Annotated in this window: 11 protein-coding genes; all 11 read left to right on the plus strand. The window is 44.6% G+C overall.

What is annotated here, in order from left to right; genetic code table 11:
* Window positions 1–220 precede the first annotated feature (220 nt).
* The 11 genes from BDD30_RS22745 (at window position 221) to BDD30_RS22785 (ending at window position 11990) form a co-directional block, all read left to right on the plus strand.
* The gene (locus BDD30_RS22745; RefSeq protein ID WP_121302819.1) at window positions 221–2677 is read left to right on the plus strand and encodes a phage tail tape measure C-terminal domain-containing protein; all 2457 of its coding nucleotides are present in this window, start codon (window positions 221–223) and stop codon (window positions 2675–2677) included.
* Window positions 2678–2686: 9 nt separating this feature from the next.
* Entirely contained in the window at window positions 2687–3019 is a 333-nt protein-coding gene (locus tag BDD30_RS22750; protein ID WP_012776190.1) for a phage tail protein, read from the plus strand.
* 45 nt (window positions 3020–3064) lie between these two features.
* Window positions 3065–3763, plus strand: a complete 699-nt coding sequence (locus tag BDD30_RS22755; RefSeq protein WP_012776189.1) for a phage minor tail protein L — start codon at window positions 3065–3067, stop codon at window positions 3761–3763.
* Window positions 3760–4554, plus strand: a complete 795-nt coding sequence (locus BDD30_RS22760) for a C40 family peptidase (protein WP_012776188.1) — start codon at window positions 3760–3762, stop codon at window positions 4552–4554. The genes BDD30_RS22755 and BDD30_RS22760 overlap by 4 nt, the downstream gene beginning before the upstream one ends.
* Complete coding sequence (locus tag BDD30_RS22765; RefSeq protein WP_012776187.1) at window positions 4547–5176, plus strand: tail assembly protein; 630 nt, start codon at window positions 4547–4549, stop codon at window positions 5174–5176. The genes BDD30_RS22760 and BDD30_RS22765 overlap by 8 nt, the downstream gene beginning before the upstream one ends.
* Window positions 5177–5258: 82 nt before the next feature.
* The gene (gpJ, locus tag BDD30_RS24895) at window positions 5259–6506 is read left to right on the plus strand and encodes a TipJ family phage tail tip protein (RefSeq protein WP_339978024.1); all 1248 of its coding nucleotides are present in this window, start codon (window positions 5259–5261) and stop codon (window positions 6504–6506) included.
* On the plus strand, window positions 6404–9493 hold the full coding sequence (locus BDD30_RS22770; protein WP_339978027.1) for a phage tail tip fiber protein: 3090 nt from the start codon (window positions 6404–6406) through the stop codon (window positions 9491–9493). The genes gpJ and BDD30_RS22770 overlap by 103 nt, the downstream gene beginning before the upstream one ends.
* Window positions 9494–9554: 61 nt before the next feature.
* Window positions 9555–9686, plus strand: a complete 132-nt coding sequence (locus BDD30_RS24855) for a hypothetical protein (RefSeq protein ID WP_269450482.1) — start codon at window positions 9555–9557, stop codon at window positions 9684–9686.
* 335 nt (window positions 9687–10021) lie between these two features.
* The gene (locus tag BDD30_RS22775; RefSeq protein ID WP_012776185.1) at window positions 10022–10852 is read left to right on the plus strand and encodes a KilA-N domain-containing protein; all 831 of its coding nucleotides are present in this window, start codon (window positions 10022–10024) and stop codon (window positions 10850–10852) included.
* A gap of 7 nt (window positions 10853–10859) precedes the next feature.
* A complete protein-coding gene (locus tag BDD30_RS22780) occupies window positions 10860–11471 on the plus strand; it encodes a recombinase family protein (protein WP_012776184.1) in 612 nt (203 codons plus the stop codon).
* Window positions 11472–11663: 192 nt separating this feature from the next.
* Window positions 11664–11990 carry a hypothetical protein gene (locus BDD30_RS22785; RefSeq protein WP_012776183.1) on the plus strand — a complete coding sequence of 109 codons (327 nt, stop codon included), beginning with the start codon at window positions 11664–11666 and terminating at the stop codon, window positions 11988–11990.
* Window positions 11991–12037: the final 47 nt, after the last annotated feature.

Genomic DNA, 12037 nt, shown 5'->3' on the forward strand with positions numbered 1-12037 from the left:
GCTATGACTGCCGCACACGAGCTCAGGTCAAAGGTAAAATTAACTCTCTCACAACGTAACATCGCGGAGGATGAACGGATACTCAGAGCGATGTGGGTGACCGTGATAGCTATGTTGAAAACTATGGTCTTGGGGCAAGAGTTCACAATCGTAAGGCGGTAGAAAGAAACGGATTGCAGCCAACAAAACGCAACGCGATATATACACCGAAACAATCGGCATGGGTGACAAAGCGGTATATGAGCAGCTGGCCGCTGATGTGATTAAAAATCGCCTTGATAAGATTGATGTAGGCATAGCTGCGGGATTAGCTCAATACGATAACACAACAGCGAAAAAAGCCGCCGCAGAGCGTGTTGTGCTTAGCAACTCTAAGCTATCACCGTTAGAAAAAGAGAAGGAAATAGCGCGGATCAACGACAATGACCGCGCGGAGAACTTGAAGCCGTACACTGCTGCAATTAATGCGACTACCAAGCATGTTGATAGCCTGGCGGCTGAAGTGACGAAGTTGACTGAACAACTGAAAGATCCAAAGTTAAATACCGATGAGCGATCACGTAAACAGGGGCAATTAGATGGTCAGGCGAAAGCCTACGTCATAGCCAAAAACAAACTAGAAGAGTTGCAGTCGACAGCCAATAATATCTCTCAATCTCGTTTCGGTACGCCTTTTACAACGGGAAAGAAAAGTACTGGTTTTGGCATGGACCCGAAACTTGACGAAAAGATGAACAAGTTGTACCTGAGCAGTCTTACCGACTCTGGAGTGAAACCACGAATAAATGCTAGTGGTAAGGTAATGACTGACCTCACTGGCGATATGATTACGGGTGACAACCAGCTTAAAGTGGATCAAGAGATACGAGAAATCTATAGCGGAGTGACGCGCCTTGATCAACTAACAGCTGAGCAGCAGAAGCAAGTTTCTGAAACGCTGGCGAATGCCAAAATTAAGGACGCAGAGAGAGCGGCGGATGCGGCTGTTTCTGCATCCAACAAAGAGACTGCGGCCATACGCAAAACGGGAGCAGAACAGCTCGAGTTGGTAGAGGGTTACCGGAAGGCATTAGATAAGGGTGCCCAGTTAACCAGACAAATGGGGTTCAGTACTGAGGCCACAGCAACATTCGATCAGCAGATTAATGATGTTACTCAGAGCCTAACAAAACTGGCGAACGCGACACCGACCAGTTTGATTACTCCAGAAATGATTGAACAAGCGAATACTCAACTTTCTTTCATTCAGAATAATGCTAAAGAGTTACGAGATCGTTTCAATCGTGATGCGGTTAATCAAAATATTCAGAAGTTTGCTCCGTTTACTGAAAATGTTATCTCTGCGGGTTATACGCCAAGCCGTGAAGAGAAAGGTAGGGAATTCAACGAGAATTTCAATCGTAGCTTGTCTTATCTGCAAGGGGAAGCCAACAAAACGCAAGACGAAGATATGGCTAAACTGTACGAGCAAAAAATCACGCAAATGCTTGCAGCTCGTAACAAAGCGTTTATTCAGTCTGCGGGCACTGCCTCTCAAAATTTGGCGGTTCAGTATGCAGATGTGGCGAGTCAGGTAGAGAAAGCATGGGCGGGAACGTTTGAAAGCCTGACCGATCATCTCGTGGATTTCGTGAAGACCGGCAAATTTAACATGACCAGTTTCGCCGACTACATCACCAATCAGATGTTGCAAATTGCCGTGAAATCCATGGTGGTTGAGCCGCTGATGGGGGCTTTAGGCATGGGAGCCAATCCTAACGGTCAGGGGCCAGGACCACTCAGCAATTTGATGAACGGCTTCATGGAGGGAACGACGGGCGCAAACGTCAGTAATCAGTCTCTGATGGAAACTGTGCCTGGAGCGCCTCAAGATGATTCATTGGGTGGCGTAAAAGCTCCTGTGAAATCATTAACGTCTTCCATGATGGATTTGGCTTCTTCCGGCGTAGATAGGTTGAAAGCAGGATTTGCTGCACTAACATCTAGCTTCGATTTTAGCTCCATGGCTGCGGAAAAGAATGCGACTACAACCAACGAAGCGACGAAATCTACCTGGATGTTTTCCAACACGGCGACGGCAGCAATTACCGCTGTAGGCGCGACAATTGCCTCGTTAGGGGCGGCGACCGGTAATAAGTGGATGGGATACCTTGGTGCAGCCGTCAGCGTTGTTGGTATGGCTTCATCGGCTTATAGCGCGATGTCATCAGCAGGCTGGCTTTCTTCTGGCGGCGGGAATGCTGTAGCAGACGGCACTAAAGGAATTCAGCTCCGCCCTACACCTGACCAGTTTCAGGTTATTACCCCTCATGCTAATGGCGGTGTCTTTGGACCTGGTGGCGTAGTTTCACTGGCTAAATATTCCAAGGGAGGCATTGCCACTAGCCCACAGCTTGCTTTATTCGGTGAAGGCGATATGAACGAAGCCTATGTACCACTACCAGATGGCCGCACGATCCCAGTCACAATGACCGGTAATGTTAGCGGTTCTGGTGGCGATCAGGTAAATATCGCTATTACGGTGCAAAATTATAACGATGGTTCAAGCAACTCATCTGAGGATGGAGATAACGGCTCTCAGTGGAACGAAATGGCTCGTAAAGTTAAGGCAGTTGTTTTGGATACGTTGACCTCAGAAAGTAGACCCGGTGGTATGTTGAACAATACGGCTAGATAAGGAGGAAATATGTCACGGAAGGCATTTACTTGGCATCCAAAGTTTGATTCACAGAAAGAAATGACGCCATCCGTCACGATGTTATCTTTCGGGGAAGGTTATGAACAGCGCGTTACCACAGGACTTAACTGGCGGAGACAAAGCTGGAGTCTTGAATTTGAAGGTTCGTGGAATGAGGTCAGACAAATAGAAGATTTCCTCTACGATAGAGGTGGAATTGAATCATTCAACTGGACATCGCCGGAGAAAGATAACTTTGTCGTTGTATGTGATAAATATCAGGTTAAGCGCGGACGGGGAGTGTCTACTCTAACCGCAACATTCCGACAAGTATTTGAGTAACACAAAACGCCCCTGGTAAAGGGGCGTCTTCAAGGATGAAGAAAAATGGAAACAATTACTTCAGGTATTCAAGCCCTTTCACCATCAGCATTAATTGAACTATTTGAGCTGGATTTATCTGTTACGAAGTCGGGCGGCAAGTTGTTATTCCATGCAGGAACTAATGAACTTTCTGAGCCGATTATTTGGCAGGGGAAAACTTATAATCCGTGGCCGATTGCGGCATCTGGGTTTGATAAAAATGGTCAGGGAAAATTGCCTCGCCCCAAGATGCAGATTAGTAATTTCGATGGCATTATTTCCGCTGAAATTCAGGCTAACGAGGACCTCATTGGTTGCAAAATTATACGCAAGCTAACACTCGCGCGTTTTCTGGATGCCACTAATTTCAAAGATGGCAACCCAATGGCAGATCCGAACCAACATTTTGCTGATGAAATCTGGTTTATTGATCAGAAGACCTTTGAAGACCGCGACATAGTGGAATTTGAACTTGCCTCAGCGTTTGACTTAATGGGCGTGCAATTACCGAACCGTCAAATTATTAAGAATTCTTGTCAATGGCAGTACCGTAGTGCCGAATGTGGTTACACCGGGCCTTATTTTGATAAGGATGATAATTTGACGACAACACCTAGTGCTGATTTTTGTACTAAACGGCTTTCTAGTTGCCGTGCGCGGAGAAATTATTTTGCCGATGGCATCATTGCATTCGGCGGATTTCCGGGAGCGAATCGCGCATGATCACCAAGGACATGATTGGAGAGAAGTTGCTTAACGATATGCGTCAAGCAGCTTTGCATGCCTATCCGAATGAAGCCTGTGGTTTGTTAGTCAATACATGTGCTAACAAGTATGAGCTAATTCTATGTCGGAATGTCTCGGATGAGCCTGAAAATTTCTTCGTGATGGATGCAGACGATCAGGTTGCCGCGGAACAAATGGGGCAGGTTGTTGCGGTGTGGCATTCTCATACCGACGGCGACAACCAAGCGAGTGAGGCCGATCTTGCAGGCTGTGAAGCATCTGAAATCCCTTGGTTTATCATCAATATCAGCAAGAACTACAATCCTGAAATTGAGGCAGAGTTCCGGTTTAGTGATATCAATGTGATAGAACCCTCAGGATTTGAGATGCCCTATGAAGGACGTCCTTATGCTTTTGGGGTGTTTGATTGTTGGCTACTTTGCCGAGATTATCTCAAACGTGAATTTGGCATAGAGATGGGAGTATGCCTTGATCTGCATATTCCGTCGTGGTGGGACAAAGGGATGAACATTCTGCATGAAAATTATGAGTCACAGGGGCTGGTGCGCCTTCCTGTGGGAACTCCTCCGCAGCGCGGAGATATTTTTTTCATGCAGATGGGAAGCAAAATGTCTGATCACTGTGCGGTTTACATTGGTGATGGGATGATCTTGCATCACCAAATAGACAGATTGAGTACAAAAGCGATTTATGGTGGTATGTATGAAAAACATACGACACACCATTTAAGACACAAAAACTTGATGGAAGGGATTTCTAATGAGTGATACGGATAAAGAAAAAGCTCATCTGGTCACCGTTGAACTGGGCGGTGTATTGGGAAAACACTTTGGAAAAATTCATCGTATAGCTACCGATACGGCCAGGATGGCTATCAATATCATCGACTGTAATCGTCCAGGTTTGCTGTCTTGGATGAAGGTAAATGCAAAAAAATACCAGAAATATCATATTCGTATTGAGCGCGAAGATGGACAGACTTACGACTTAAGTAACGAAGAATATCTGTTGGAAAGTAATGGTCGTCTGAAGTCTATTCGAATCACGCCTATTTACCGCGGCGCTGGCCCGAAAGTCTTGGGTGCGGTACAGGTTGTTGTTGGGGTTATCTTAATGACTGTGGCCTTGGTTTCGGCAGAAGTGACTGGCGGGGCATCATTGGCGATGTTTTCAGCCGGTTTCTCCATGGTATTCGGCGGTATAACGGCGCTCCTTTCTAAACAACCTACCAATAAAATGAGTAGTGTCGATCACAAAGATTCTTATTACTTTGATGGCCCGCAAAATACGGTGTCACAGGGCAACCCTGTTCCACTTATTTTTGGAAAAGAGGTATTGGTTGGTTCGCAGATTATTAGCGTGAAAATGTCAGTAGACCAAATGATGTAATTTTCTCTACGACTGGTGTAATAACTCGTCGTGCTTCTTTTAATTTGTATATTAAATAATTATCTGTGATATGGAGATTACAGTGAAAACAAAAGAAAAGCGTCTTTTAGCAGGGGCTGGCGGCAAGAAAGGAGGCGGATCAGCACGAACACCGGTTGAGGCTCCAGATAACGTTCAATCGAGGTCATTAGCATCGATACTGGACCTATTAGGAGAAGGTAAAATAGGCGGTCTTGTTGATGGGGGAAAATCCATATTTCTCGATAACGTACCGCTATTGAACCCTGACGGCACAAGTAATTTTAATGGTATCACTTGGTGGTTTCGTGATGGCTCTCAAAATCAAAGCGTTATTGAGGGATTTGATGCCATTGAGACGCCAAAAGATGTTGGTGTTCGGATAAAAACAACGTCACCTCGTACAATACAAATTGACAATGATGATGCGGATCAGGTTCGTATCATCATGATGTTTCCGAAATTAGCCAATACTGACCGCAAAACCGGCGATACTTACGGGGCAACCGTAGAGTTCCAATTTTCTTTAGCTGTTGGGGATAAGGGCTTTGAGCCAATTACCCCTGTTGGTTATAAGTCACCGGTTATTAATGTCAGTAAGAAATCCAGTGGTAAACATTATCGGGAATATTTGTTCGACCTGCCTAAGCCGGGAACAAATTACCGTATCCGTGTTGATCGTCTGACCCCTGACAGTAAGACCGATTATGTGAATGACCAAACCTGGATGAGTTCATACGGTGAAATCGTCAATTCCAAGTTGGCTTATCCTAACAGTGCCTTGGTTGGTATTCGTATCGACTCACAGCAGTTTGGCAGCTCAATGCCGTCTCGGTCATACCTGGTCAAAGGATTGGAGATCCGCGTACCATCAAACTATCGGCCAGACACGAATACCTACCACGGTGATTGGGATGGCACATTTAGTCCTCAGGTGTCGGATAATCCGGCATGGATTCTCTATGATATTTTGACCAGTAAACGCTATGGGCTTGGCCAATATATTCAAGAATCTATGATCAATATCGCGCAACTGTATCAAATCGGGCGATATTGCGATCAGGAAGTCTCTGATGGGTTTGGCGGGTTGGAAAAGCGTTTTTCTATTAACACCGTCATTAACTCTCGTGGTGAAGCTTATAGGGTGTTACAGGACATTACTTCTGTCTTTCGCGGTATGATTTTCTGGGCGGGGGGATGGTCAATATCATGCAAGATAGCCCGTCTACACCGATTATGCAGTTCACTAGCGCTAATATCATCGGCAAAGTGTCTTACAAAGGCACGTCGCGGAAAGACCGTTCAACCGTAGCCATGATCACTTACAACGACAAAGACGATCTTTACAAACAGAACATTGAATACGTTGAAGATCGTGAAGGTATTAAGCGTTTTGGCATCCGCAAGACAGAATCCGTCGCATTCGGTTGTACCAGTCGTGGGCAAGCACATCGTGTTGGTCTTTGGACACTGTACAGCAACCGAATGGAAACTGACTTAATTACCTTTAAAACAGGTTTAGATGCGTCACTTCTTATGCCCGGCGAATTGGTGAAATTGCAAGATAAATTTCGCTCTGGTAAACGTAACTCTGGCCGTGTGAAGAGCTTCACCGCGAACAGCATCACATTAGACGCACCAGTTAAGCTGGAACAAGCAGGCAACTCTATTTCTTTCCTGAATGCTAAAGGGAAGATGATTGATCGCAACCTGATTGAAGGCACCGGGGAACACACAACGGTGACATTTAAACAACCGATTAGTGAAGAAGAAACCCCCGTTCCTTTAGGTATATGGACGATTACGGAGCCTAATCTTGAGCCGATGATTGTTCGTATCTTGAGCGTCAATCAAGGTGAAGAAAAAGGTTCATTCGATATTGTTGGGGTGCAACATAATCCGACTAAGTTTACAGCGATTGACCAAGGGGCAAAGTTAACGCCATCGAAGATAACGGCCCTCGACCCTACTTTCTCTAAACCAGAAAACCTGATGATCACAGAGGGAACTTACCTTTCATCACCGGGTAATCTATCTGTGAAATTGACCGTAAGCTGGGAAGGTAAATCACCCTCTTATATTCTGCGCTGGAGACGTTCTGATGTTGTTGAAGGTTGGAAGACAATCGAAGTAACGGAAGAACAGTATGACATTCTGAGCGTGGCTGAAAATGGTGAGTACGACATTGAGGTATACGCTATATCAATGACAGGTCGTCGTACTGCAACTATCACTACGACTTACAAAACACTCGGTACGATGACACCGCCGAACTCACCGAGTGCTCTGACTGCGATAGGGGATTATCGTCAAATTATCTTGAATTGGTTAAATCCTGATTCTATCGACTTGGATAAAGTTAACGTCTATGCCTCTAAAATTAATGACCTATCGTCATCAGCTTTAATAGCTGAAGTTGCATCATCCACTTTCACTCACAGCGGCATTAATGACGATGAAACTTGGTATTACTGGGTACGTGCAGTCAACAAGCGAGGCATGCTCAGTAACCCTAACTCCAATTTGGGAACAGAAGCGACGACTAAAAACGTCCTTTCCTTCTTGAAGAACCAAATAACTAAGAGTGAGTTAGGACAAGAATTGCTAAGTGATATTGATGGCAAAGCCACCAATGAAGCGGTGGATTCTATCAAAGAGTCTATCGATGAGTCGGTTAAGAAGTTGGATGAATCCGTTACGGGTATTTCTGACTCATTTGCCGATATGGAAGAGGCTCAGAAAAAGTTAAAAGAGACGGTAGACGGTACCCAAAGCAAGATTGATAAAGCTTTGGGTGATGTCAATGACTCTGTCGCCAAAGTGACGACCTTGCGGGAAACCGTAGAAAAACAGAGTGAGTCTATCGCTGGAACGCTAAGTGCTGTCAATGCGGCTGTGAGTAGCAATAAAGCGCAAATCGCCGCGGAACAAGAAGCGCGTGTGATGGCTGACGAAGCTTTGTCTAAACGTGTCGATTCTATGAAATCAATCGTGGACGAAGGTCAATCCAGTATCCAGAAAATGCAGCAGACGGTTTCTGATGTGGAGAAATCAACTGCGGGTGTCACGAGTAACATCGAAGCAATAGCTAAAGCTAATATTGACCTGGCATTGCGTCAGCATGAGGACGTCAAGAAACAATCGGTAACCAATGCGAAAATCCAAAGTGAACAACAGACTATTGCTGATAGCGTTTCCGCAGTTTCTAAGAAAGTTGACCTGATCAAAGCTGAAATAGGCGACAACATTGTTGCTCAATTAGCAGAAGAGAAGGAGGCCCGAGCCTCAGCAGACGAAACCCTATCTAAGCGGGTTTCTAAGCTCAGTGCTGAGATGGATGACAACATTAAGGCGTCAATCATTGAAGAATCTAAGGCGCGGGCAACGGCTGATGAAGCTTTATCTAAACAGATTACCGCGTTGAAGTCAGAGGTAGATACAAATATCAAGTCAGCAATTAAGACGGAATCTGAAACACGAACAACTCAGGATGTGGCTCTTGCGTCTCAGATTTCATCTCTGAACGCTGAAATGACCAACAATAAAGCGGCTATCAATACAGAAACACAAGCCAGAGCAAACGAAGATCAGGCTTTGAGCAAACGGATTGACTCTTTGACCGCAGAAATGAACAACAACGTCAAAGCAGCAATCAATTCAGAAGCTAAAACACGAGCTGACGCTGACACGGCAGTATCTAACACCGTTAAGGCTTTGGAAGCGAAAGTAAATGATGTTGCGGCTTCTGTGACAACCGAATCCCAGGCGCGGGCAAGTGCGGATAACGCTTTAGGGAAACGAATTGATTCAGTCAATGCCAAAACTGATCAGATGTCGGCAACCGTTCAGCAAACATCAAAGGCGGTAGCTGATGTAAATGGCAAGCTATCAGCATCATGGACATTGAAGATGGAGACGTCAGGCAAGAACAATGTCAAATATGCGGCTGGTATGTCATTAGGCATTGACGGCGGTACTTCTCAATTCCTTGTTCGCGCTGACCGATTTGGTTTGGTCAATTCAGTTGACGGTAAAATCACGACGCCTTTTGTTGTGAACAATGGTGTTACTTACATGAATGGTGCTTATATTCAGGACGGCACCATCACTAACGCCAAAGTTGGCGATTTACAATCGAACAACTACGCTGCCGGAAAAACAGGATGGCGAATCAGCAAAGGCGGAGGCTTTGAAATTAACGGAAACACGAGCGGCGCGGGTCGGATGGTTATCTCAAACAACCGTATTGATGTTTATGATGAAAGGGGTGTATTGCGCGTTAGGTTAGGGCTTTTGTAATTTTAAGTGGCTTCGGCCACTTTTGGATTCATATTTTATATTTTTAATAGGGAGAAAAAATATGTGGTACAGGGAAGGTACTGCCTCATTTAAACAAGGTCACCGCATTGTCACCGGTGAAAACACGCGTTGGAATCAGACCAAATATGGTGTTCTACCAGGTAGGCTATTTTTTGTATTAGTCACGACTTGATCCGACAATTTCGGTATAACTAAAGTCCCTTAGTGTATCTTCCATGTCAGGATTAAGATTTGATTTTAATTGCTCACAGATACGCCTCCTCTCATCCGATAAACATCGTCCAATCAAATCCTGAAAAGTACTGTACGCAGGAGCAATGATCTGATTTTTATTCTTAATATGGCAGGGCTACATTGAGTATGTCACTTTATCTTTTTACTTCTACCTTTAATAGACATAGATTTATATACAGTTTATATTACATTTTTCCATCTGTATTTAAGCTAGAACAAGGCTGTCATTTAAACTTCGTTTAACTGACACATCAAAAGTGAGAAGAAAGGTTTATGGCGCAAAAAATTGATGTCCGAGGTATAAAAGTCTCTGTCTTTTCCGACAAACAAGATGACTATATATCGCTATCAGACATCGCTAAGTACAAAGATGGTGACCGCGGTGATTACATTCTGCAAAACTGGATGAGAAACCGCAGCACCATTGAGTTTATCGGTTTGTGGGAACAGCTACATAATCCTGATTTTAATTCCATCGAATTCGATGGATTTAAACATGAAGCGGGCGCAAACAGTTTCTCTCTCACGCCAAAACGCTGGATCACAACCACCAATGCAATCGGGTTCATCTCGAAAGCGGGCAGATATGGCGGAACTTATGCGCATCGGGATATTGCTTTTGAGTTTGCTTCCTGGATCAGCGCGGAGTTTAAGCTCTATCTATTAAAAGAATTCCAACGGCTCAAACAAGCAGAAAATGAACAGAAAAATCTGGAATGGAATGTTTCGCGCACTCTGGCCAAGGTCAACTATCATATTCATACAGAGTCAATAAAAACGAACATTATTCCCGCTCTGGAGATTAACCCAAAAGCAAGAAACTTTGCTTACGCTAATGAGGCCGATATATTGAATCTGGCTTTGTTCGGCAAGACAGCCAGTGACTGGCGTAAAGAGAACCCGGAACTAAAAGGCAATATACGGGACTATGCCACACTGGAACAGCTTGTCGTGTTATCTAATTTAGAAAGCTTCAATGCTGAACTTATCGGGCAAGGCCTCTCTGCAAACGACAGGTTCCAAAAGCTGAATCGCGTTGCGGTCAGTCAAATGGAGATCCTGATAGAAAACAAATCCATTGAAAAACTTAAACAATTAAAATAGGTCGTTCATGCGAATTGGATATACCCGTGTCTCCAAATCTGATGGAAGTCAGGTGCAGGATCTCCAACTGGATGCTTTACTTGCTGCCGGTGTCAATAAAGAAAACATCTATCAGGATGAAATATCCGAGAAGTCAGACAAACGGCCTGGATTGGATGCCTGTTTGAAAGCCCTCAGGCCTGGCGATGTGTTAATGGTATGGAAGCTTGACAGGCTTGGCCGAAGCTTAAAACACCTGGTTAACACTATCCATGATCTTGCGGATCGAAAAATCGGATTTAAGGTACTGACCGGGCAAGGTGCAGAAATTGATACGACGACGGCCAGTGGCAAATTGGTCTTTGGGATTTTTGCCGCGTTGGCCGAATTTGAACGGGAGTTGATCAGTGAACGAACAAAAGTAGGGCTGGCAGCGGCCAGAGCAAGAGGACGTGAAGGCGGACGTTCTTTTAAACTCACAAAATCTCAGGTTCGCCTGGCACAAGTTTCCATGAAAAGTAGGGGTTGTAGCGTATCTGAATTATGTGAAGAGCTTGGGATTAGCAGACAGGCTCTCTATAAGTATGTAGGGCCAGATGGGGAACTCAGAGAACACGGCAAAAGAGTATTAAAATCTTAGCGCTAACTGAGTACCCATTTTTTTCCTCATCAACTTTGAACCCTATCGGGGGATGGGCAAAAATAGCCAAGTTGAAAAAACTTGAGGGAAAAACCATCCCTGTGGAAGATTTAACATAAGTAAGTAATTACTTATATGCTTTAAAATGTTATAAACTCCCCACCCCGATTTGACTGTGACATGGAGGTTAAAATGTCGAACGAGGTGGGAAATGTGACACCGGAGATGGTGGAGCACATTGCTAAAATTGTCGCCAGGGAAGTAGTAACAAATTTAAAAGGCGATCTTACTGACAAAATAGGCGCTGAAGTAGCCAATCAACTGAAAAACTACTTCGGTGATATGACAGCAGCACAACATAGTATTCAACACGCAAACTTAGAAAAGTTGCTGACACGGCTAGAAAGTATCTCCAGCGGGTTTTTTGATGGGATTATCTCAAAAATCACGTCAATTTTAACTGTAGCTCTAATTTTAGGGTTAGCCGCTTGGGGGATGAAAAATGGATTTGGAAACTGAAAAAGAGAGGCTAGGATGGCAACTCCAAGAAGCGCCGCAATAACCTT

This window comes from Photorhabdus asymbiotica, from assembly GCF_003634575.1.
Taxonomy (GTDB): Bacteria; Pseudomonadota; Gammaproteobacteria; order Enterobacterales; family Enterobacteriaceae; genus Photorhabdus; species Photorhabdus asymbiotica.

Coding starts and splice junctions, on each gene's coding strand:
- BDD30_RS22745 (WP_121302819.1), top strand. CDS start 221: ATGGGTGACAAAGCGGTATATGAGCAGCTGGCCGCTGATGTGATTAAA.
- BDD30_RS22750 (WP_012776190.1), top strand. CDS start 2,687: ATGTCACGGAAGGCATTTACTTGGCATCCAAAGTTTGATTCACAGAAA.
- BDD30_RS22755 (WP_012776189.1), top strand. CDS start 3,065: ATGGAAACAATTACTTCAGGTATTCAAGCCCTTTCACCATCAGCATTA.
- BDD30_RS22760 (WP_012776188.1), top strand. CDS start 3,760: ATGATCACCAAGGACATGATTGGAGAGAAGTTGCTTAACGATATGCGT.
- BDD30_RS22765 (WP_012776187.1), top strand. CDS start 4,547: ATGAGTGATACGGATAAAGAAAAAGCTCATCTGGTCACCGTTGAACTG.
- BDD30_RS22770 (WP_339978027.1), top strand. CDS start 6,404: ATGCAAGATAGCCCGTCTACACCGATTATGCAGTTCACTAGCGCTAAT.
- BDD30_RS24855 (WP_269450482.1), top strand. CDS start 9,555: ATGTGGTACAGGGAAGGTACTGCCTCATTTAAACAAGGTCACCGCATT.
- BDD30_RS22775 (WP_012776185.1), top strand. CDS start 10,022: ATGGCGCAAAAAATTGATGTCCGAGGTATAAAAGTCTCTGTCTTTTCC.
- BDD30_RS22780 (WP_012776184.1), top strand. CDS start 10,860: ATGCGAATTGGATATACCCGTGTCTCCAAATCTGATGGAAGTCAGGTG.
- BDD30_RS22785 (WP_012776183.1), top strand. CDS start 11,664: ATGTCGAACGAGGTGGGAAATGTGACACCGGAGATGGTGGAGCACATT.